This window comes from Palleronia caenipelagi, assembly GCF_007004065.1.
Lineage (GTDB): Bacteria > Pseudomonadota > Alphaproteobacteria > Rhodobacterales > Rhodobacteraceae > Palleronia > Palleronia caenipelagi.
On sequence record NZ_VFSV01000016.1, the window covers coordinates 20453 to 40704 of the forward strand.

General features: G+C 65.5%; 22 protein-coding genes and 1 pseudogene. 21 read left to right on the forward strand and 2 right to left on the reverse strand.

Going from position 1 to position 20252, the window contains the following annotated elements; translation table 11 throughout:
- Genes FEV53_RS10635 through FEV53_RS10650 form a run of 4 tightly spaced genes read left to right on the forward strand, consistent with a single transcriptional unit; the run spans position 1 to position 4976 of the window.
- Entirely contained in the window at positions 1 to 939 is a 939-nt protein-coding gene (locus FEV53_RS10635; RefSeq protein WP_221931606.1) for a hydroxyacid dehydrogenase, read from the forward strand.
- Complete coding sequence (locus FEV53_RS10640; protein ID WP_142834796.1) at positions 932 to 1942, forward strand: Ldh family oxidoreductase; 1011 nt, start codon at positions 932 to 934, stop codon at positions 1940 to 1942. The genes FEV53_RS10635 and FEV53_RS10640 overlap by 8 nt, the downstream gene beginning before the upstream one ends.
- Before the next feature lie 58 nt (positions 1943 to 2000).
- Entirely contained in the window at positions 2001 to 2948 is a 948-nt protein-coding gene (locus FEV53_RS10645) for a tripartite tricarboxylate transporter substrate binding protein (RefSeq protein WP_221931607.1), read from the forward strand.
- A 60-nt stretch (positions 2949 to 3008) separates the two neighbouring features.
- Positions 3009 to 4976, forward strand: coding sequence for a tripartite tricarboxylate transporter permease (locus tag FEV53_RS10650; RefSeq protein WP_142834797.1), 1968 nt, complete (start codon positions 3009 to 3011; stop codon positions 4974 to 4976).
- Positions 4977 to 4979: 3 nt separating this feature from the next.
- On the opposite strand, the gene FEV53_RS10655 is transcribed toward FEV53_RS10650, so the two are convergent.
- Both FEV53_RS10655 and FEV53_RS10660 read right to left on the reverse strand, forming a co-directional pair.
- Positions 4980 to 5870, reverse strand: coding sequence for a cation diffusion facilitator family transporter (locus FEV53_RS10655; RefSeq protein WP_142834798.1), 891 nt, complete (start codon positions 5868 to 5870; stop codon positions 4980 to 4982).
- 70 nt (positions 5871 to 5940) lie between these two features.
- On the reverse strand, positions 5941 to 7110 hold the full coding sequence (locus FEV53_RS10660; RefSeq protein ID WP_142834799.1) for a cytochrome b/b6 domain-containing protein: 1170 nt from the start codon (positions 7108 to 7110) through the stop codon (positions 5941 to 5943).
- A gap of 157 nt (positions 7111 to 7267) precedes the next feature.
- On the opposite strand from FEV53_RS10660, the gene fabD reads away from it, so the two are divergent.
- The 17 genes and pseudogenes from fabD to FEV53_RS10740 all read left to right on the forward strand — a co-directional run bounded on the left by fabD (position 7268) and on the right by FEV53_RS10740 (position 20249).
- On the forward strand, positions 7268 to 8206 hold the full coding sequence (fabD, locus tag FEV53_RS10665; RefSeq protein WP_142834800.1) for an ACP S-malonyltransferase: 939 nt from the start codon (positions 7268 to 7270) through the stop codon (positions 8204 to 8206).
- A 2-nt stretch (positions 8207 to 8208) separates the two neighbouring features.
- Positions 8209 to 8946 (forward strand): 3-oxoacyl-ACP reductase FabG, encoded by a 738-nt coding sequence (fabG, locus tag FEV53_RS10670; RefSeq protein WP_142834801.1) that lies wholly within the window; start codon positions 8209 to 8211, stop codon positions 8944 to 8946.
- Positions 8947 to 9114: 168 nt separating this feature from the next.
- Positions 9115 to 9354 carry an acyl carrier protein gene (locus FEV53_RS10675; RefSeq protein ID WP_142834802.1) on the forward strand — a complete coding sequence of 80 codons (240 nt, stop codon included), beginning with the start codon at positions 9115 to 9117 and terminating at the stop codon, positions 9352 to 9354.
- A 177-nt stretch (positions 9355 to 9531) separates the two neighbouring features.
- The gene (fabF, locus tag FEV53_RS10680) at positions 9532 to 10794 is read left to right on the forward strand and encodes a beta-ketoacyl-ACP synthase II (RefSeq protein WP_142834803.1); all 1263 of its coding nucleotides are present in this window, start codon (positions 9532 to 9534) and stop codon (positions 10792 to 10794) included.
- Positions 10794 to 11948 (forward strand): endolytic transglycosylase MltG, encoded by a 1155-nt coding sequence (gene mltG, locus FEV53_RS10685; RefSeq protein WP_142834804.1) that lies wholly within the window; start codon positions 10794 to 10796, stop codon positions 11946 to 11948. Before fabF ends, mltG begins: the two co-directional genes overlap by 1 nt.
- An 808-nt stretch (positions 11949 to 12756) precedes the next feature.
- Positions 12757 to 13110, forward strand: a complete 354-nt coding sequence (locus FEV53_RS21490) for a hypothetical protein (protein WP_246100783.1) — start codon at positions 12757 to 12759, stop codon at positions 13108 to 13110.
- Positions 13022 to 14362, forward strand: a complete 1341-nt coding sequence (locus FEV53_RS10690; RefSeq protein WP_246100784.1) for a DNA-packaging protein — start codon at positions 13022 to 13024, stop codon at positions 14360 to 14362. The genes FEV53_RS21490 and FEV53_RS10690 overlap by 89 nt, the downstream gene beginning before the upstream one ends.
- A gap of 13 nt (positions 14363 to 14375) precedes the next feature.
- A complete protein-coding gene (locus FEV53_RS10695) occupies positions 14376 to 15533 on the forward strand; it encodes a phage portal protein (protein ID WP_142834806.1) in 1158 nt (385 codons plus the stop codon).
- A 3-nt stretch (positions 15534 to 15536) separates the two neighbouring features.
- Positions 15537 to 16079, forward strand: a complete 543-nt coding sequence (locus FEV53_RS10700; protein ID WP_142834807.1) for an HK97 family phage prohead protease — start codon at positions 15537 to 15539, stop codon at positions 16077 to 16079.
- A 35-nt stretch (positions 16080 to 16114) separates the two neighbouring features.
- Positions 16115 to 17302, forward strand: a pseudogene (locus FEV53_RS10705) (phage major capsid protein).
- 84 nt (positions 17303 to 17386) lie between these two features.
- Positions 17387 to 18010, forward strand: a complete 624-nt coding sequence (locus tag FEV53_RS10710) for a head-tail connector protein (protein ID WP_185962166.1) — start codon at positions 17387 to 17389, stop codon at positions 18008 to 18010.
- Positions 17955 to 18290 (forward strand): head-tail adaptor protein, encoded by a 336-nt coding sequence (locus FEV53_RS10715; RefSeq protein WP_246100785.1) that lies wholly within the window; start codon positions 17955 to 17957, stop codon positions 18288 to 18290. The genes FEV53_RS10710 and FEV53_RS10715 overlap by 56 nt, the downstream gene beginning before the upstream one ends.
- Positions 18287 to 18700, forward strand: coding sequence for a DUF3168 domain-containing protein (locus FEV53_RS10720; protein WP_142834809.1), 414 nt, complete (start codon positions 18287 to 18289; stop codon positions 18698 to 18700). Before FEV53_RS10715 ends, FEV53_RS10720 begins: the two co-directional genes overlap by 4 nt.
- 16 nt (positions 18701 to 18716) lie before the next feature.
- On the forward strand, positions 18717 to 19130 hold the full coding sequence (locus FEV53_RS10725) for a phage major tail protein, TP901-1 family (protein WP_142834810.1): 414 nt from the start codon (positions 18717 to 18719) through the stop codon (positions 19128 to 19130).
- Positions 19130 to 19441, forward strand: coding sequence for a gene transfer agent family protein (locus FEV53_RS10730; RefSeq protein ID WP_142834811.1), 312 nt, complete (start codon positions 19130 to 19132; stop codon positions 19439 to 19441). Before FEV53_RS10725 ends, FEV53_RS10730 begins: the two co-directional genes overlap by 1 nt.
- Positions 19438 to 19638: a rcc01693 family protein gene (locus FEV53_RS10735; protein ID WP_142834812.1), complete on the forward strand. Its 201-nt coding sequence runs from the start codon at positions 19438 to 19440 to the stop codon at positions 19636 to 19638. Before FEV53_RS10730 ends, FEV53_RS10735 begins: the two co-directional genes overlap by 4 nt.
- Complete coding sequence (locus FEV53_RS10740) at positions 19638 to 20249, forward strand: phage tail tape measure protein (RefSeq protein ID WP_142834813.1); 612 nt, start codon at positions 19638 to 19640, stop codon at positions 20247 to 20249. The genes FEV53_RS10735 and FEV53_RS10740 overlap by 1 nt, the downstream gene beginning before the upstream one ends.
- Positions 20250 to 20252: the final 3 nt, after the last annotated feature.

Here is a 20252-nt window from a genome sequence, read left to right on the forward strand (position 1 = left end):
ATGGCGCGCTGGCGGGTGGTGATCTCTGAGTTCATGGACGAAGAGGCGCTCACCCGGTTCGGCGCTGAGGTGTCGGTTTTCTATGACCCGACGCTGGTCGAGGACCGCCCTTCGCTGTTGGCTGCGGTGGCGGAAGTCGATGCGCTGATCGTCCGTAACCGCACCCGCGTGGATGCGGAGGTGCTGGAGGCTGCACCCCGCCTGCGGGTGATCGGGCGGCTGGGCGTGGGGCTCGACAATATCGACCTTAATGCTTGTGCCGTGCGTGGGGTCACGGTCCGGCCTGCGACTGGTGCGAATACCTTGTCCGTCGCGGAATATGTGATCGCTGCGATGTTGATGCTGGTGCGGGGATGCTTCGACGCGCGGGCGCAGATGGAGGCCGGGGACTGGCCCCGGACCTCTTTGATCGGCGGTGAGATCGCCGGGCGACGGCTGGGGCTGTTGGGCTACGGTGAGATTGCGCGGGCGGTGGCGGAGCGCGCGCGGGCGCTGGGTATGGAGATCGCGGCGCATGATCCCTATCTGCCCGCCGATCATCCCGCGTGGAACGGTGTAGCGCGCTGCGATTTCGGCAATTTACTGGTTAGCGCCGATGTGCTGTCGCTGCATGTGCCAATGACACCGGAGACGCGGGGGCTGATCGGGCAGACAGAGCTGGCGCGGATGAAGCCTGGTGCCGTGCTCATCAACACCGCCCGGGGCGGGGTGATCGACGAGGAGGCTCTCGCGGCAGCGCTGCGGCGCGGCGATCTGGCCGGGGCGGCGCTGGACGTGTTCGCGCAGGAGCCGCTGACGGCGGAGGCGGCGCAGAAATTCGCCGGATTGAAGAATATCTTTTTGACCCCACACGTTGCGGGTGTGACAACAGAAGGGAACGGCCGCGTCAGTCGGCTGACGGTTGAAAACGTCATCGGGGAGTTGAAACGTCTTGAGTGAGAACATCACATTGACGCGGTCGGAGGGCGAAGCGCTCATCGTCCGCGCCCTGCAAAACAGCAACGTTGGTGCGGATCAGGCCGCGAGCGTCGCGCGCGCGCTGGTCGCCGCCGAGATCGACGGGCAGGGCGGGCACGGCTTTTCGCGGGTGAGCAGCTATGCGGCTCAGGCTCGCGTGGGAAAGGTCGATGGCCACGCTACACCCGTGTTGACCCGGCGCGGCACGGGATTTTTGCAGATCGACGCGCGGCATGGCTTTGCCTACCCGGCCTTCGACATGGCGATTGAGGAACTCTCGCGCCTGACGCCTGAGGCCGGGATTGCCGGGGCTGCGATCCATAATTCGCACCATGCGGGCCAGATCGGCGCTCATGCGGAGCGGCTGGCGGAGCAGGGCTTTGCCGCGCTGATGGTGGCCAATGCGCCCAAGGCCATGGCCCCCTGGGGGGGGAATGCGGCGCTGCTTGGGACGAACCCGATTGCCTTTGCGGCGCCCCGCGCGGACGGGCCTCCGCTGGTCATCGACCTGTCGCTGTCGGAAGTCGCGCGCGGCAAGGTGATGGCTGCGCAAAAGGCCGGCAAGCCGATCCCGGAGGGATGGGCGCTGGACGCGGACGGCAATCCGACCACCGACCCCGATGCGGCGATGAAGGGCACCATGCTGCCCGCTGGCGGCGCCAAGGGGGCGGCGCTGGCGCTGATGGTCGAGGTGCTGACGGCAACGCTGACCGGCGGCCAGCACTCCAAGGACGCGAGTTCGCTCTTTGACACGGAGGGTGAACCGCCGTCTCTGGGGCAGCTCATCATCGCCTTTGACGTGACGGGCGCGCCAGGTGGCCGCTTTGCCAGCCGGATTGAGGAGATTCTATCCGCGATGACGGCGCAGGGCGCGCGGTTGCCGGGGACGCGGCGGCTCGACGGACGGGCCCGGACGGAAGCCGAAGGCCTGACCGTGCCCGAACATCTGCTGGCCGAAATCCGGGCGCTGGCCGGGGATAGCTAAGCTCCGCTGCTTGGGAAGTTCAGGTTCATTCGTAAGGTTAATAAGGGAGGAAAAGTTCATGAAACTGAAAACAATTATGGCGGCAGCCTTTGGTTTGTTGGCTGGGGTGGCGCAGGCGCAGGAGTTTCCGTCGGGCAATGTTGACTACGTCATCCCCTTCGGCCCCGGCGGCGAATCCGACATCACGGCGCGGCTGCAACAGCCCTTTTTCAGCGACAAGTTCGGGCAGGAGCTCGTGGTCTCCTATCAGCCCGGCGGCGGTGGGGCTGTAGGCTGGTCTCAGCTCAATTCCATGGCAGGCGACGGCTCGAAGATCATGGGCATCAACCTGCCCCATATCATTATCAAACCGCAGCAAGGTGATGTGGGTTTCCAGACCGAAGACATCACCTCCGTCTACATGTTCCACTATACCCCCGACGCCATCGTCGTGAATGCGGACAGCCCGTATCAGACGCTGGACGATCTCGTAGCGGATGCCAAAGAGAACCCGGGCGCGGTGATCTTCTCCGGCTCGGGCAAGGGCACGGCGAACCATCTGGCGCAGATCCGATTTGACGGAATGGCCGACATCAAGACCACCTATGTCTCGTTTCAGGGCACCGGTGCGTCGGTGACCGCGCTGCTCGGCAATCAGGTCAAGGCCGCCTGGGGCTATACCACCGTCGGCGCGGCTCAGGGCGAGGCCGTGCGGATGCTGGCCGTCGCGATGCCGGAGCGCCACCCGGCCTTCCCCGATGTGCCGACGTTTAAGGAGCTGGGCTATGATCTCGTCTCCGGTGCCTATCGCGGCATCGCGGTGCCGCAATCGGCCTCCGAGGAGACCCGTCAGGCTGTCTCTGACGCCATCGCCGAAATCAATGCGGATCCGGACTTCCAGCAGAAAATGATCGATGGCGGCTTTGCCCTGGTCGATGTGGGCTACGGGGAGGCGATGGACGCCTTCATGGCGGAGCAGTCCGGGATCTATCTCGAAGCGGCCCGTGCGGGCGGCATCATCGAGTGATACCTCCGGGACCGGGCCTGAGGTCTGGTCCTGTTGCGCGACCGTACGGGGCCTCCTGAGATGTTCGACTATGTGCTGGCGGCCCTGTCGCCGATCAATCTGCTCTTTGCGCTGTTCGGCGTTGCGGCGGGGACCATCATCGGTTCGATCCCGGGTCTGACGGCCACCATGGCGGTCGCGGTGCTGGTGCCGATCACCTTTGGCCTGCCGCCCGAGAGCGCGCTGATCCTGCTGGGCGCGATCTACACGGGCGCGATCTATGGCGGGGCCTACGCGGCGATCCTGCTCAACACCCCCGGCACGCCCTCAGCCATCGCGACGACCTTTGACGGCTATCCCATGGCGCAGCGGGGGGACGGGGATCTGGCGGTCTCGGTCGCGTGCCTGTCCTCGGTTGTGGGTGGGCTCGTGGGGGCGCTGGCGTTGTTGCTGCTCGCGCCGCCTCTGGCCCGCGCGGCGCTGGCCTTTGGCCCGGTCGAGTATTTCTGGCTGGCGATCTTTGGCCTCTCCCTGATCGCTGCGCTTTCGACAGGCGATTTCCTCAAGGGGATGATCGGGGCAGGGTTCGGCATCCTGCTGGCGATGATCGGCGTGTCGGAGACCAGCGCCGAAGTGCGGTTTACCTTTGGCTCGCAGACGCTCCTCGGAGGGATCGAGGTCGTATCGGCGCTGATCGGCCTTTATTGTGTGCCGGTTCTGATCGATCTCGTGGCGCGGCCCGACCGTCATTTGCAAGAGGCCGGGTCCACCCGTGGGTTCCGCCTTCCCGAAGCCTTTGCGACGCTGGTCCGCGAAAAATTCAACGTGCTGCGCAGCTCGGTCATTGGCACGCTGGTGGGCGCCTTGCCCGGCGCGGGCGGCTCCATCGCGGGGCTTGTCGCCTATTCCGAGGCGAGGCGGGTGGGCAAGGGCTCGCCCAGCTACGGGCACGGCAACCCCGGGGGCATCGTGGCGACCGAGTCGGCCAATAACGCGACGGTGGGCGGCGGATTTATCCCGACGCTGGTCCTCGGCATCCCCGGTACGCCACCTGACGCCGTGATCCTCGGCGCGCTGTTGGTGCAAGGCGTGCGCACGGGTCCGGCGCTGTTTTCGGGTGGATCGGACATCGTCTATACCTTCATCTTTGGCCTGTTCCTCGCGACGATCCTGATGTTGCCGGTGGGCCTCCTGATCGGGCGGTTCGCCTATGGCGCCATCGTCAAAGCGCCGAAATCCGCGCTGGTGCCGGTGGTGGCCTTCATGACGGTGATCGGGACCTTTGCCATTCGCAACTCCATGTCCGACGTGGCAATCATGGTGGTGCTGGGGGTGGTGGGCTGGCTGGCGAAGCGCTTTGGCTTTGCGGTCTCGCCCATCGTGCTGGGGCTGATCCTTGGCCGGATCGCCGAACAAGGGTTTGTGCAGAGCTGGACCATCGGCGCGGCCATCGGGGACCTGCCGGGGCAGTTCTTTGGCCGGCCCCTGTCGATGGTGATCATCGCGCTGACTTGTCTGAGCTTCGTCTACCCGTTCCTGCCGCGCCTGCGGGCTTTGAAGGGACCCGGCGGTGTGCCGGTTGCGAAGCCGGAACGTGTGCCCGCGCCCCTGATCGCCGGGGATCTCATCGCGGTGGGTCTCATGGCGGCCATCGCGTTGACGGCGGTGGTGCTGAGCACGTCGCTGAACCCCGACGCTGCCGTGTTCCCGCGCACGATCGCATTGGGGATGCTGGTGCTCTGCGCGCTGGCGGTGGCGCAGACACTGATCACGGGGCAGGTGCGGCTGGAGCTGACCGATGGCTCATGGGGTCGCCGGATCGGGGTGCCGCTGGCCATGGCGCTGTTTGTGATGCTCGCCCCGCGTCTGGGCTTTGGGCTCGCGGGGTGCGTGATGGGGCTCTTGCTGATCGGTGTGTCGGAATACGAGAGCCGGACGGCGAAAGGCTGGCTGATCCTGAGCGCCAGCGTTGTCGCGGCGATCCTCGTCTTTACGCTGAGTTTCCGGGAGTTTCTCGCCGTGCCGCTGCCAACCGGGATCGCGTTCTGACGGTCAGTCGAGAACGACAATCCCCGAGTGTTTTTGCTTATGCTCTGGTTCCACATGGATCGTAATTCGGGCCCCGGGGACTTCGCGGATCAGGGCTGCTTCGATCCGGTCGCAGATCTCATGCGCGTCGAAGACGGTCATCTCGCCCGGCACGACCAGATGGAAATCCAGAAACACCACTTGCCCCGCATGGCGGGTGCGCAGGTCATGGGCCTCCACCGCGCCGGAGCCGGTCTCGGCGATGACGCTGCGCAGGCGGTTCAGCATGTCGTCGGAGACCGCGCCATCGAGGAGCCCGTCGAGGGATTCGCGCACAAGGCGGCTGCCGGACCACAGGATGTTCACAGCCACCAGCGCGGCCATCAGCGGGTCGAGCCACCACCAGCCGGTGAGTATCGCCAGAAGCACCCCCAGCGCCACCCCGGCCGAGGAGACCACATCGGTCATCAGGTGCCGCCCGTCGGCCACCAGCGCGGGCGAGCGATGGCGGCGACCTTGCCTCAGCAGCAGCGTTGCCCAAGCGGCGTTGATCACCGTCGCCGCGCCGTTGATCAGCAGACCCTCCAGCGGCAGTTCGAGTGGCTCGGGCGCGCGCCAGACGTGCCACGCTTCGTTCATAATCAGGAGGGCCGCAACGATGATCAGCACGCCTTCGAGCACCGCGCTGACGAACTCGGCCTTATGGTGTCCATAGGGGTGGGTGGCGTCGGCGGGGCGGGCGGCGTAGCGGATCGCGACCAGCGCGGCGATGGCGGCGGCCACGTTGACGGTGCTTTCCAGCGCGTCGGAATAGAGCGCCACGGACCCGGTGAGCCATGCGGCGAAGGCTTTGATGGCCAGCACCAGAACGCCGATGAGGACGCTGCCGATGGCGAGTTTCACGGTCTGGGTCATGGCGGCTCTCGGGCTGGTCAAGAGAGCCGCCGGGATAGCTTGCGCGCTACGGGGTCGCAACCCCCGGGGGTCAGCCGGCGCGGGTGGCGGTCAGGTTGATGCGCACAGGCACCTCAAAGCCGACCGTGCCCTCATCCGAGCCGCCGATCCCGAAGGTCTGCCGCATCAGCGTGACTTCGCCCGACATGGTGGCGGTGTCGTCCTCGATGGTGAGGGCGAAGGGCAGGGCCACCCCGGCTGCTTCACCGGCCAGCGACAAGGTTCCGGTGGCCGTAAAGCCGTCCCCCTCGGGGGCGATGTCAGCCTCGAACAGCGCGGTCGGATGGGCTTCGGCGTCGAAATAGGCCGGGGCGAGGGCGTCTTTGGTCACCGAGCCGAGCGACAGGGAGGTGATGTCGATCTCGACCCGGACCTCGCCGGTTCCAGTGGCCTCATCAAAGCTGATATCGGCCTGCCAGTTGGCAAAACTCCCGTCGACCGGCTTGCCGAACTGGTTGGCGGTAAAGCCAATCTCGCCGCTTTCCACGGCCCAGTTCCCGGCCCCGGCGGCTTGGGCCGTGGGGGTCGTGGTTTCTGCCTGTGGTTCAGTCAGGGCAAAGGCGGCGATGGCGCCGACCACATAGACGGCCAGCGCGATCAGCGCCGGGCTGCGATGCGCCGTATCGGATGTGGTGCCTGCCTCGATCTGACCGAACCACATGCGCCTGAGGGTGGCATCCCGGTCAACAAAAACGTGTTTCAGCGCGCCCGCCACATGCAGGAGCAATGACACCACCAGCACCTTGGCAAAGAGGTGGTGGGCGGTTTTGAACAGGGCGGCGATGCCTGCATTCTCGATCAGCCCCGGCAGGTTCTGAGAGAACGGCCAGAGAATCGGTGCAAACCCCTCGGTGGCGGCGTGGTAGATCCAGCCGGTCAGGGGCACCAGCACCAGTGCGCCGTAAAGATGCCAGTGGACCAGCTCGGCCAGATAGGTTTCGGCGCGGCGGTCCGGGTGCAGGGGGCCGGGTTTTGGCTGGGTGAGGGCCCAGAGGATCCGGGCGAGCGCGACGAAGAACACGGCAACGCCCACGGTTTTGTGCAGGGAATAGACCTGCGCCTTCAGCGCCAGCTGGGTCTCGGGGGACAGGGCTTCGCCGATCTGAGCGAGGATCAGGTTGGTCAGGATCAGGAGCGCGGTCAGCCAGTGAAACACCTTCGTCACGGTGCCGTAGCGGTTGGCGGTATTGGTCAGAGCCATCGGGGCCTCCGGTCTGGGTTTCCGGTAAATGTCGGGCGCGCGTGGGGTCTTGTCCAGCACAGACCGCGCGCAAGGGCTGTGCACCACCGCGCGGAGTGTTTGCCTTGGCTTGCCGGGAAAGCTATGCCGGGACAGCAGATTTCACGAGGAGGTGACGATGTCACTTGCAATGGTGTTCCCGGGTCAGGGGGCGCAGACGATCGGCATGGGGCGCGATCTGGCCGAGGCCTATCCCGAAGCCCGCGCGGTTTTCGACGAGGTGGACGCGGCGCTGGGCGAAACGCTCTCGGGCCTGATCTGGGAGGGTGACGCGGCTGAGCTGACCCTGACCGCCAATGCGCAGCCCGCGCTGATGGCGACCTCGCTGGCGACCATGGCGGCGCTGAAATGCGAGGGCGTGTCGGTGGAACAGGCTGCGTTTGTGGCGGGGCATTCGCTGGGCGAGTATTCGGCGCTTGCGGCGGCGGGAGCGCTCAGCATCTCCGACGCGGCGCGGCTGCTGCGCCTGCGGGGACAGGCCATGCAGGACGCCACGCCTGTTGGCGTCGGTGCCATGGCGGCGCTTCTGGGCCTCGATTTTGCCAAAGTGACCGAGATCGCGGCCGAGGCGGCGGGCGATCAGGTCTGTCAGGCGGCCAATAACAACGACCCGGCGCAGGTTGTGGTGTCGGGCCATAAAGAGGCTGTCGAACGGGCGGTCGAGCTGGCCAAGGCAGCGGGGGCCAAGCGCGCCGTGATGTTGCCGGTCTCCGCGCCGTTCCATTGTGCGCTGATGCAGCCCGCGGCCGACCGCATGGCCGAGGCGCTGGCAGAGACGACGATCACCGCGCCCGCTGTGCCGCTGATTGCCAATGTCACCGCCGGTCCCGTGAGCGATCCGGCGGAGATTCGCGAGCTGCTGATCAGTCAGGTCACCGGCTCCGTGCGCTGGCGCGAGAGCGTGACGCGGATGGCAGCGGATGGCGTCACGGAGATCTGGGAAATTGGCGCGGGTAAGGCGCTTTCGGGCATGGTCCGGCGCATCGACCGGTCGATTGCCACGAAGAACGCCGGCGCACCGGCTGAGGTCAAGGCCCTGGCGGGCAAAGGAGAATGAGCATGTTCGATCTGAGCGGAAAGGCGGCGCTGGTCACCGGCGCGTCGGGCGGAATTGGCGGGGCGATTGCCCGGGCGCTGCATGGCGCCGGTGCGCAGGTGGGGCTGTCCGGCACCCGCGAGGCGCCGCTGGAGGCGCTGGCCGCCGAGCTGGGCGAGGGCGCGCATGTGCTGCCCTGCAACCTGTCCGATGCAGACGCGGTCAAGGAGCTGCCGAAGCGCGCCATCGAGGCCATGGGATCGCTCGATATTCTGGTCAACAACGCCGGTGTGACCCGCGACCAGCTCCTGATGCGGATGTCGGATGAGGACTGGCAGACGGTGCTCGATGTGAACCTGACGGCGGTTATGAAACTCAGCCAGGCCGTGATGCGCCCGATGATGAAGGCGCGTTGGGGGCGGATCGTCAACATCTCCTCCATCGTCGGCGCTACTGGCAATCCGGGCCAGACCAACTATGCCGCCGCCAAGGCGGGGATGATCGGCTTTACCAAATCGCTGGCCTATGAGGTGTCGACCCGGGGCATCACCGTGAACGCGGTTGCGCCGGGGTTCATCGAGACCGCCATGACCGACAAGCTGAATGACGAGCAGAAGGCCGGGATCCTGACACAGGTGCCCATGGGCCGGATGGGCTCGCCCGAAGAAATCGCGGCTGCCGTGCTTTATCTGGCCAGCCCCGAGGCGGGCTATGTGACCGGGACAACGGTCCATGTGAACGGTGGTATGGCGATGCTCTGATGCTGCGCAGCGGCGAGGCTTAGGCATTGCCACCGCGTCCGACTGTGATAAGAGCAGGGAATGCAGAGCGGTGAGGTCCGGCTCGGCCGGGCTGCCTGCACCGAAAATTTGTCCTGACCTTAGGGCAATTAACGATCCGGGCTCGTCCCGAACAAGAAGGATTGAAAGATGAGCGAAGGCGATATCGAACAGCGCGTCCGCAAGAAAGTTGTCGAGCATCTCGGCGTTGAAGAAGACAAGGTGACCGAGAACGCGTCGTTCATCGATGATCTGGGCGCCGACAGCCTCGACACCGTCGAGCTGGTCATGGCCTTCGAAGAAGAGTTTGGCATCGAGATCCCCGACGACGCCGCCGAGACGATCCAGACCTTCGGCGACGCGGTGAGCTACATCAAGGGCGCCGTCTGATTTTATCGGACTGACCCGGATACAGGCGCGGATCTTCGGGTCCGCGCCTTTTCTTTTGGGCGGTGTGCTGGCTTGGCGGGGGTCCGGGAACCCTGCGTCAGGACCGCAACGCCCCTTTAAACAGACCGTCTGAGCGTGTAGGAGCGGGGCGGTATCGATCAGAGATGAGAGGTTTTCATGCGGCGCGTTGTCATTACCGGATTGGGCATGGTCACTCCGCTGGCCTGCGGTGTTGAGGAAACGTGGTCACGGATCCTCGCGGGAGAGTCCGGGGCGGACACGATCAAGGGCTTTGACGCGTCGCATCTGGCGACCACCTATGCCTGCGAAATCCCGCGCGGCGACGGGACCAACGGTACGTTCAATCCGAATGACTGGATGGACCCGAAAGAGCAGCGCAAGGTCGATCAGTTCATCCTCTACGGTATGGCTGCGGCGCAGCAGGCGATCGCGGATGCGGGGCTTGGTGACGAGAGCGACGAGGAAAAAGAGCGCATCGGCTGCATCATCGGCTCAGGGATTGGCGGGCTTGAGTCCATCGCCAACACTGCTCTGTTGATCAGGGAAAAAGGCCCGCGCCGGGTCTCGCCGTTCTTCATTCCCGGCTCGCTGATCAACCTGATTTCTGGTCAGGTGTCGATCCGGTACGGCTTCAAGGGGCCGAACCACTCGGTTGTGACCGCGTGTTCCACGGGCGCCCATGCCATCGGCGACGCCTCCCGTCTGATCCAGCACGGCGATGCAGATGTGATGATCGCTGGCGGCGCCGAGAGCGCTGTTTGCGAGATCGGGATCGCCGGATTCAATGCGTGCAAGGCGCTGTCGACCAAATACGGCGACAACCCCAAGGCTGCCAGCCGTCCGTGGGATGCGGATCGTGATGGATTTGTCATGGGCGAAGGGTCGGGGATCCTTGTGCTCGAAGAATATGAGCGCGCCAAGGCCCGTGGGGCCAAGATCTACGCCGAAGTGATTGGCTATGGTCTGTCCGGCGATGCCCACCACATCACCGCCCCGCCCCCCGACCACGAAGGGGCCGAACGGGCCATGCGGGCCGCAATTCGCCACGCCGGTATCGACGTGAGCGACATCGATTATGTCAACGCCCACGGCACCTCGACCATGGCGGACACCATCGAGATGGGTGCGGTGCAGCGGCTGTTGGGGGACCATGCGGCCAAGGTCACCATGTCGTCGACCAAGTCCATGACCGGGCACCTGCTCGGTGCGGCGGGAGCCATTGAGGCGATTTTCAGCACGCTGGCGATCCGCGATCAGGTTGCGCCGCCGACGATCAACCTCGACACCCCGCCCGAAGATGCTGTCATCGATCTGGCGGCCAACGGTAAGGTAGAGCGCGAGATCGACGTCGCCTTGTCCAACTCCTTTGGCTTTGGTGGCACCAACGCGGTGTTGCTCCTGCGGAGGGTTCACGACTGATGTGGAAACACGTCGTCGCCAATGGCATGCTGTTCCTGATCGCGGCCCTCGTGCTCGTGGGCGGGCTCATTGGCTGGGGAACCAACGCCTGGCGTGATCCGGGGCCGCTGTCCCAAGCCGTGTGTGTCCGTGTGGACCGGGGTGCGTCGATGACCGGGCTGACGAATCGTCTGGAGACCGATGGGGTGATCACCTCGGCCCGTTTGATGCGCATCGGTGCGGATTACACGGACCGGTCGACCGCTTTGAAAGCGGGCAGCTATCTGGTTCCCGAGGGTGCGTCGATGGCGGAGGTGACGGATATCGTCACCCGCGGCGGTCAATCCACCTGCGGAACCGAGATCGTCTATCGGGTCGGTGTGGCCAGTCAGGAGATTGAGATCCGCGAGCTGAACCCGAAGACGGGCCGGTTCGAGGAGCAGGAGGCCTTTGATCCGGTCGCCGGTGTCGTGCCCGCCAGCTATGACGGGCTGCGCGAAAAAGGCGACACCCGGTTTCGCGTCGCCATCGCCGAGGGCGTGACCAGCTGGCAGATTGTCGAGGCGCTGAAGCGCGCGGATTTCCTCGATGGCGAGGTGGGTGAGGTGCCCGCCGAGGGCTATTTGGCGCCGGACAGCTACGAGGTGAGCGCGGGCGATGACCGCGATAACCTGTTGGCACGGATGGAAGCCCGTCAGGCCGAGCGCCTCGCATCAGCCTGGGAGGCGCGTGCGCCAGGTCTGCCCTACGACACGCCCGAAGAAGCGCTGGTCATGGCCTCTATCGTGGAGAAGGAAACAGGCGTGGCCGAAGAGCGTCCGCAGGTGGCCAGCGTCTTTGTGAACCGCTTGCGGCGTGGCATGCGCCTGCAAACGGACCCAACGGTGATCTACGGCATCACCAAAGGTGAGGGTGTGCTGGGTCGCGGCCTGCGGCGCTCTGAGCTCGACCGTGCAACGCCTTACAACACCTACGTGATTGAAGGTCTTCCGCCGACGCCCATCGCCAATCCGGGCTTGCTGTCCATTGAGGCCGCGTTGTCGCCGGATCAGACGGAATTCCTGTTCTTCGTCGCTGATGGAACGGGCGGTCATGCCTTTGCGGAGACGCTCGAAGAGCATAACCGCAACGTCGCACGTTGGCGCGAGATCGAAGCGCAGCGGAACAATAATTGAGATCAGGGCGGCCGGTGCCGCCCTTTTTCTTGGTTAATTTACCATTATGAATGGTGACGGGATTGAGGCGGATTTTTGATCCGTTTCCAGCCCTTTAGCAGACCGGGGTAATCTCAATGAACGTGAAACGCATGGGGCGCAGCATGGCCCTATGCTGCATTCCGTACACTTCCGCCCTTGTCTCGCGGCCTGCCTGATATGGCTCGCCGTGGCCTCCATCGCCTCCGCCGGACAAGTTGTGATCCGCGATGATCCGGGGGCGTTCTGGCGCACAGGATCAATCAGTTCCACGCGCTGCGGCAGAGAGGTGATAGGGTGGTACTGACGGGACGATATTGTAATTCGAGCTGCACGATGTTGCTGGGGCTCAAACGGGCCTGCGTGGATCCGAAGACACTGTTCGGATTTCATGGCCCCTCTGCGATCCGGGTCGGTTCAGGGCGCAGATTTTTGATCAGATGTCCCGCCGGGTGGCCGCGTTCTATCCCCCGCGACTGGCAGATTGGTATATGCGTGTGGGCCGGACGCGAGTCGGGGCGGCGCTGTATAAGCTACCCGGCGCGGAGCTTGTGCGTCTTGGCTTGGCAAAGCCCTGTGCCGAGCTCATCTGATCGGCGCGCGCGCTCGGGTGACAGGACCCAGAGATTCTACGCAGAAAACCTCGTAACTCTCGGATTATTCGCGCTAACCCCTGTCCTTTCTCCATCGGACGGCGGGCTTTGCGGCGTTTAACACGCCTCCTCCAGACTGGTGCTCGGTTCGGAACCCGTGGGGGCGGGTCCGGACGATCACAAGAGAGGGGATGGGGATGACCATCAACACCACCGAGACCGTATCGCAGTCCGAAGCACAGCATCTCTATGAGATCGCGGTGAGTTCCTGCACCGATATTCTGTCGGAGCTGGACCTGCTCCGCGACCGCTACCGGGCGCAGGAAGATGTGAGCGAAACGGAGGTGAAACGGGCGCTTCATGAATGCCTCCGCATCATGAACCACGTCTATGATCACAGGAAAAAGTTCGATGAGCTACGTAAAAGAGAGGCCGGAGCGGCGACAGGTTACGCAATCGACTTTGATCGCGCACGGGACGAGATCGGGCGCCTCCTGGATCGCCTCCGCGCCGCAGCAGGTACAGGAGAGCTTCCTGACCAGCCTGACTGACGAGGAATTGCTGGCGCTGCCCTATCTGTTCGAGTTCTGGGCCATTGAACACCAGTTGCCCCCCGAGGGCGACTGGACCTCCTGGGTGATCCTCGGCGGGCGCGGCGCGGGCAAGACGCGGGCGGGGGCCGAATGGGTGCGCAGTATCGTGGAGGGGTCACGGCCCCTTGATGCTGGCACCGCCTCGCGCCTCGCGCTGGTGGGCGAGACGCTGGATCAGGTGCGGGAGGTGATGATCTTTGGCGATAGCGGTATCATGGCGTGTTCGCCGCCGGACCGTCGCCCGGTTTGGGAAGCGACGCGGCGCAGGCTGGTCTGGCCCAATGGCGCGACGGCTCAGGCCTTTTCCGCCCATGACCCGGAGAGCCTGCGTGGTCCGCAATTCGACGCCGCCTGGGTCGATGAGCTGGCCAAGTGGCGCAAGGGCGAGGAGGCGTGGGACATGCTGCAATTTTGCCTTCGTCTGGGGGAGCGGCCGCGCCAATGCGTTACCACGACGCCGCGCAATGTGCCGGTGCTGAAGCGGCTGCTTGCGGCCCCGACTACCGTGAGCACCCATGCGGGGACGCTGGCCAACCGCGCCAACCTCGCGGCTTCCTTTGTCGAGGAGGTGCGCAATCGCTACGGCAATTCCCGGCTTGGATTGCAGGAACTCGAAGGACGCCTGCTGGAAGACGTGGAGGGCGCGCTGTGGACCGCCGGGCAACTGGCGGATCTGCGGGTGGAGCGGACGGGGAGCCTGTCCCGCGTCGTTGTGGCCGTCGATCCGCCAGCTTCATCCGGGGCCAAGGCAAATACCTGCGGCATCATCGTGGCTGGGCTGCGCGAGGACGGTAAGAGTGCCGTGGTTCTGGAGGATGCCAGCGTGCAGGGAGCGACGCCTCTGGGGTGGGCCAGGGCGGTGCTCGCGGCCTATCATCGCCACGCGGCCGACCGGGTGATCGCGGAGGTCAATCAGGGCGGCGACATGGTCGAGACGGTGCTGCGTCAGGTGGACCGTACGGTGCCTTACAAACCCGTTTACGCTTCTCGCGGCAAGGTCGGTCGTGCAGAGCCTGTGGCCGCTCTCTACGAGCAGGGGCGCATCAGGCATCTGGGAGAATGGCCGGAACTGGAGGCGCAAATGGCGGCGATGAGTGTGAGCGGATTTCAGGGCAGTGGCTCACCGGACCGGGTGGATGCGCTGGTCTGGGCGTTGAGTGAATTGCTGTTGACCGGCGCCGATGTGGCCCCGGCCATCCGCAGTCTGTGAAGGAGGTCCGGAGATGTTCGATTTCCTGAAGCGCGCTGCGGATAGCCCCGAAGAGACGAAGGTCTCGGCGGCGGGCAAGCTCTCGATGCCGCAGATTGCCACCGGCGCCATGGGCCGGATCGGCTGGACGGCCCGGGACGGCGCGTCACTAATGCGGGCGGGGTTCCAAGGCAATCCGGTGGTGTTCCGTGCCGTGCGGATGATTGCCGAGGCCGCCGCCGCGCTGCCTCTGGTGTTGGAGGCCGAGGGGCGGCGGATGGATACCCATCCGCTTCTGTCGCTGATGAAGCGCCCGAACGGCGCGCAGGGACAGGCGGAGCTGCTGGAGGCCATCTACGGCCATATCCTGTTGACCGGGAACGGCTATGTCGAGGCGGTCGGGGACGGGAGCTTGCCGCTGGAGCTACATGTTTTGCGCGCCGACCGGATGTCCGTTGTGCCGGGCGCGGATGGCTGGACGGTGGGGTATGATTACTCTGTCGCCGGGCGCAGCCATCGCTTTGGCGCGGCGCAGATCTGTCATATTCGCAGTTTTCACCCGCAGGACGATCATTACGGGCTGAGCCCGCTGCAATCGGCGGCGCAGTCGATGGATGTGCATATCAGTGCCGCACGCTGGTCCAAAGCACTGCTCGACAATGCCGCACGGCCCTCGGGAGCGATTGTCTATCAGGGCGGGGACGGGATGCTCGATCCGCAGCATTTCGACCGGCTGGTCGCGGAGCTGGAAGCGCATCATCAGGGGGCTCGAAATGCGGGGCGGCCCATGCTGCTCGAAGGCGGGCTCGACTGGAAGCCCATGGGCTTTTCGCCCTCCGATATGGAGTTTCAGAAAACCAAGGACGCCGCCGCGCGCGAGATCGCTCTGGCCTTCGGCGTACCGCCGATGCTGCTCGGCATTCCCGGTGACGCCACCTACGCCAATTACGCGGAGTCGAACCGGGCGTTCTATCGGCTCACGGTTCTGCCGCTGGCAGGGCGGGTCGCGGGGGCGCTGGCCCATTGGATGGAGAGCTTCACCGGCGAAAGCCTGGAGCTGCGGGTCGATCTCGACCGGGTTCCGGCGCTGGCGGCGGAACGGGACGCCCAATGGGAGCGCATCGCCGGGGCGGATTTTCTGAGCGACGACGAGAAACGCGTGCTGCTGGGCTTTGGCCCCAAGGAGGACTGACGGATGTATCTGGAACACAAGTTTTGCCCGGCGGCGGACCCGGTGATCAGCGTCACCGACGGCTCTGTGATCGAGGGCTATGCCTCGCTCTTTGGGGCGGAGGATCAGGGCGGCGATATCGTCGCGCCGGGTGCTTATACCGCATCGCTCAAGACGCTGGCGGAGCGCAAGGGCAGCGTGAAGATGCTCTGGCAGCACGACCCGACCCAGCCCATCGGGGTCTGGGACGAGGTGCGCGAGGATGGTCGCGGGCTCTATGTGAAGGGCCGGATCCTGACCGATGTGGAAAAGGGCCGAGAGGCCATGGCGCTGGTTGCGGCGGGGGCCATTGACGGGCTGTCCATCGGCTACAAGACCCGCAAAGCGGTGCGCGAACCCTCGGGGCGGCGGCTCTTGAGCCAGCTTGATCTCTGGGAGGTCTCGCTCGTCACCTTTCCCATGCTGCCCGAGGCGCGCGTCGGCGCCAAAGGCGATCCCGACTGCGAGGTCTGGCGCCATCTGGCCGACGTTCTGAAGACCGCGAGCCGGGAGCTCAGGGGCGGCTAGGCCGTCTGCAACCCCAACCCAACTGAGGATGAGACATGGAAGATCCTGAAACCACCGCCCAGGCGGACCGATCCCTTGCGGCCGATGCGCCGCAGGAGGTCAAAAGCGCGCTTTCTGAGTTTGTAAGTGATCTCAGGGAGTTCCGTTCCGAAATTGAGAAACGTGTCAAGCAACAGGAAGAGCGAGTTACCATGCTGAACGCAAAATCCATGGGCGGAGGCCGCCCGCATCTGGCCCACACCGCCGAGATCGGTGCCCCCCATCAAAAGGCGTTCGAAGCCTATTTGCGCTCGGGCGATGATGATGGTCTCCGGGGAATCGAACTGGAGGGCAAGGGGCTCTCGACCGCCATTGCCGGGGATGGCGGCTATCTGGTCGATCCGCAGACCTCGGAGACGGTCCGCTCGGTCATGCATTCCACCGCCTCCCTGCGGCGGGTGGCGAATGTAGTCCATGTGGAGGCGACCTCCTACGATGTGTTGATCGACACCGCTGAGTTGGGCGCGGGCTGGGCCAGCGAGACGGGCTCCATGTCGGAGACCACCACGGGTCAGATCGACCGGATCACCATCCCTCTGAATGAGCTGTCGGCGCTGCCGAAGGCGAGCCAGCGGCTGCTGGATGATGCGGCCTTTGACATCGAGGGGTGGCTTGCCAGCCGGATCGCGGACACCTTCTCCCGCGCCGAAGCTGCGGCCTTTATCTCCGGTGATGGTGTGGACAAGCCGCGCGGTTTTCTCAGCCACCCGGTGGTGGCCGAGCAGGACTGGGCCTGGGGCTCGCTCGGCTATGTGGCGAGCGGCGCTGACGGGGCCCTGCCGGACGGCGATCCGATTGTGGATCTGGTCTAAGCGCTGGGCGCTCAGTACCGGGTCAATGCGAGCTTTGTGATGAATTCGAAGACAGCGGGAAATGTGTGGCGGCTGAAGGACGCGGATGGGCGGTTCCTCTGGGTGGACAGCCTGACGGCGGGCGAACCCGCGCGGCTGATGGGCTATCCGGTGCTGATCGCCGAGGACATGCCAGACATCGCCTCGGGCAACTGCGCCATCGCCTTCGGGGATTTCTCCAACGGCTACACCGTGGCCGAGCGCCCGGATCTGCGGGTCCTGCGCGACCCGTTCAGCGCCAAGCCCCACGTTCTGTTCTACGCCACCAAGCGTGTCGGCGGAGATGTGAGCGATTTCGCCGCGATCAAGGTGCTGAGGTTCTCGGTCGCCTGAGACTGAGACCCACGCCCGGGCGCCGGACCTCAGCGGTCTTGTGCCCGGGCCATGACGCCGGACCCAAAGGACATGAGGGACGCAATGGATCTGACAGAAGAGATACCCCTGGCGAGCGCGCTGTTGCCATTGGCGGAGCTGCGGAGTCATTTGCGGTTGGGGACCGGCTTTGCCGATGATGCGGTGCAGAATCCGGTGCTGGAGCAGATCCTCCGCGCTGCGCTTGCCCGCGTTGAACAGAAGACGGGTAAGTCGGTGTTGACCCGGCGTTTCGTCGCCATGTTCGGCGAGACCGATGGGTGCGGGGCGATGGTCTTGCCGCGGGCACCGGTGGGCGCTGTGGTGGCCGTCACCCGGATCGGGGCGGATGGGGCGCGCAGTGAGCTGGCGCCCTCGACCGTCCGTTTGGAGGACGACCCGCATCGGCCCCGGCTCCATGGGGTATCGATCCCTTCCGGCGGCGTGGTCGAGGTCATCTTTGACGCGGGCTACGGTGCAAGCTGGGCTGACGTGCCTGCCGATCTGGCGCAGGCCGTTCTGTCGCTGGCTGGCGCAGCCTACGAAGACCGTTCGGCGACGGAGGATATATCCGAAGGAGTGCGCGCGATGCTGGCGCCCTATCGGATGCCGCGCCTCTTCGGGGGGCATAATCATGGCACCGCAACTGACACGCGCCCTGATCCTCGAAGACCGTGTCGCGGTCGCTGACGGCGCGGGCGGGACGGTCACCGAGTGGCAGCCGCTTGGGCAGCTCTGGGCCGAGATGGTGCCCGCATCGGCGGGGACAAGCTCCGGTCCGGCCCGTCACACGACCCGCGTCACCTGGCGGATCACCCTGCGCGCCACACCCTACGCCGCTCCGTCGCGTCCCCAGGCGGGACAGCGCTTTCGCGAGGGGGAGCGCCTCTACGCCATTCAGGCCGTGCACGAGGACGGACCTTCCGGGCGCTGGCTGACCTGCATCGCCGAAGAGGAGCGCGCGCCATGAGCTATGCCCTGTCCCATGCCTTGCAACAGGCGATCTATGCCCGCCTCACCAGTGACGCGGCTCTGACCGCGCTGGTGGGCCATGAGATCCATGACGGCGTGCCCGCAGGTGTGGTGCCGCCGCTTTATGTGTCGCTCGGGGATGAGACGGTATTTGACCGCTCCGACGTCACCGATGGCGGGGCGCGGCATGACTTCGTTCTTTCGGTGGTCAGCACAGAGGCGGGCTTTGCCACAGCGAAATCCGTCGCCGCCGCGATCAGCGATGCGCTGGCAGGGACACCGCCAACTCTCACACGCGGGCGGATCGTCGGGCTGTGGTTCCTTCGGGCCGTTGCCCGCCGGGCAAGCAACAATGCGGCGCGGAGGATCGATCTGACCTTCCGGGCGCAGGTTCTGGACGAAATCTGAAAGCAGGAGAAAACCCATGGTAGCCCAGGCAGGCAAGGATGTCCTGATCAAGATCGACCTCAACGGGGGCGGTCAGTTCGAGACGCTGGCGGGATTGCGCGCGACGCGGATCTCGCTGAACGCGGAGAGCGTCGATGCGACCAGCCTCGACAGCCCCGAAGGCTGGCGCGAGATCCTCGGCGGGGCCGGGGTCAAGAGCGCCTCTGTCACCGGCTCCGGAATCTTCAAGGACGCCGCCACGGATGCGCGCGCGCGGCAGGTGTTCTTCAATGCCGATATCCCAGATTTCCAGCTTATCCTGCCGGATTTCGGGATCGTCGAGGGGCCTTTCCAGATCACCGCGATCGAGTTCGCGGGCACCCATGATGGGGAGGCGACCTACGAGATGAGCCTCGCCTCGGCGGGCCTGCTCCAGTTCACGGCGCTCTGATGGAGAACCCCTGGGCAGGCGAAGTCGCGGTGACCGTGGACGGTGTGGCGTATCGGGCCCGCCTGACGCTCGGGGCGCTGGCGGAGCTGGAGGCAACGATGGAAGCCGACAGCCTGATCGCGCTGGTCACCCGTTTCGACGAGGGGCGGTTTGCCACGCGGGACGTTGTCGTGCTGTTGGCTGCTGGTCTCCGGGGCGCGGGCTGGAAAGGAACCCCCGAGGATCTCCTGTCCGCAGACATCGCAGGCGGTCCCGCCGAAGCGGTCCGGGTCGCCGGCGCGCTGTTGGCCCGGGCCTTTGTCGCTCCATGACCCGGATCGACTGGCCGGGGCTGATGCGGGTGGGGCTGAGGGACCTTGGGCTTCGACCGTCGGAGTTCTGGGCGCTTACCCCGCGGGAGCTGGATGTGATGCTGGGGCGCGACGATGCCGCCGCCCCCCTCGACCGTAACCGACTGGGCGCGCTTCAGAAGGCGTTTCCCGATGAGACTCCAAAAGGAGAGATGTGATGGCCGGAGCCGACTGGATCGAATTGGAAGAGAGCGGCGATATGGTGTCGCGCTTTGCTGCAGAACTGCGGCGATCCCGCACAGCGATACAGGAGGCGAACCGGGAGGGCGGGGCGCTGACGGAAACCCTGGAGAAAGGGCTGCGGCAGAGCTTTCGCGCCATGACCCTCGAAGGCAAATCGCTCTCCGACGCAGTGCGGGGCGCCGCGCAATCCCTGAGCCGGTCCACCCACAGCGCCGCCCTGCGCGGAGGCATCGTTGATCCGCTCGCCCAAAAAGCCGCCGGGGCGCTCAGTCAGGGCGCCGAGGGCCTGATCACGTCATTATTGCGGGGCGGCGCGCGCGGATTTGCACGCGGCGGCGTTGTGTCGGGCGCCGTGCCCTTTGCCATGCAGGGCGGTCTTGGCGTCATGGGCGAAGCGGGACCCGAGGCAATCCTGCCGCTCTCGCGGGGGGCCGATGGCCGTCTCGGAGTCCGTTCTGCGGGCGGGGCTCCGGCGCAGGTGGTGATCAATATCTCCACGCCCGACGTGGAGGGATTCCGTCGCTCCCAAAGCCAGATCGCCGCCGAGATGAGCCGGGCGCTGACGCGCGGCGGACGGAACAGGTGAGGG

Bases quoted from the DNA above. Each gene is read 5' to 3' on its own strand.
- FEV53_RS10645 (WP_221931607.1), top strand. From the start codon at position 2,001: ATGAAACTGAAAACAATTATGGCGGCAGCCTTTGGTTTGTTGGCTGGG.
- FEV53_RS10720 (WP_142834809.1), top strand. From the start codon at position 18,287: ATGAGCTATGCCCTGTCCCATGCCTTGCAACAGGCGATCTATGCCCGC.
- mltG (WP_142834804.1), top strand. From the start codon at position 10,794: ATGTGGAAACACGTCGTCGCCAATGGCATGCTGTTCCTGATCGCGGCC.
- FEV53_RS10735 (WP_142834812.1), top strand. From the start codon at position 19,438: ATGACCCGGATCGACTGGCCGGGGCTGATGCGGGTGGGGCTGAGGGAC.
- fabF (WP_142834803.1), top strand. From the start codon at position 9,532: ATGCGGCGCGTTGTCATTACCGGATTGGGCATGGTCACTCCGCTGGCC.
- FEV53_RS10710 (WP_185962166.1), top strand. From the start codon at position 17,387: ATGGATCTGACAGAAGAGATACCCCTGGCGAGCGCGCTGTTGCCATTG.
- FEV53_RS10655 (WP_142834798.1), bottom strand. From the start codon at position 5,870: ATGACCCAGACCGTGAAACTCGCCATCGGCAGCGTCCTCATCGGCGTT.
- FEV53_RS10675 (WP_142834802.1), top strand. From the start codon at position 9,115: ATGAGCGAAGGCGATATCGAACAGCGCGTCCGCAAGAAAGTTGTCGAG.
- fabG (WP_142834801.1), top strand. From the start codon at position 8,209: ATGTTCGATCTGAGCGGAAAGGCGGCGCTGGTCACCGGCGCGTCGGGC.
- FEV53_RS21490 (WP_246100783.1), top strand. From the start codon at position 12,757: ATGACCATCAACACCACCGAGACCGTATCGCAGTCCGAAGCACAGCAT.
- FEV53_RS10730 (WP_142834811.1), top strand. From the start codon at position 19,130: ATGGAGAACCCCTGGGCAGGCGAAGTCGCGGTGACCGTGGACGGTGTG.
- FEV53_RS10635 (WP_221931606.1), top strand. From the start codon at position 1: ATGGCGCGCTGGCGGGTGGTGATCTCTGAGTTCATGGACGAAGAGGCG.
- FEV53_RS10700 (WP_142834807.1), top strand. From the start codon at position 15,537: ATGTATCTGGAACACAAGTTTTGCCCGGCGGCGGACCCGGTGATCAGC.
- FEV53_RS10715 (WP_246100785.1), top strand. From the start codon at position 17,955: ATGGCACCGCAACTGACACGCGCCCTGATCCTCGAAGACCGTGTCGCG.
- FEV53_RS10725 (WP_142834810.1), top strand. From the start codon at position 18,717: ATGGTAGCCCAGGCAGGCAAGGATGTCCTGATCAAGATCGACCTCAAC.
- FEV53_RS10650 (WP_142834797.1), top strand. From the start codon at position 3,009: ATGTTCGACTATGTGCTGGCGGCCCTGTCGCCGATCAATCTGCTCTTT.
- fabD (WP_142834800.1), top strand. From the start codon at position 7,268: ATGTCACTTGCAATGGTGTTCCCGGGTCAGGGGGCGCAGACGATCGGC.
- FEV53_RS10660 (WP_142834799.1), bottom strand. From the start codon at position 7,110: ATGGCTCTGACCAATACCGCCAACCGCTACGGCACCGTGACGAAGGTG.
- FEV53_RS10695 (WP_142834806.1), top strand. From the start codon at position 14,376: ATGTTCGATTTCCTGAAGCGCGCTGCGGATAGCCCCGAAGAGACGAAG.
- FEV53_RS10740 (WP_142834813.1), top strand. From the start codon at position 19,638: ATGGCCGGAGCCGACTGGATCGAATTGGAAGAGAGCGGCGATATGGTG.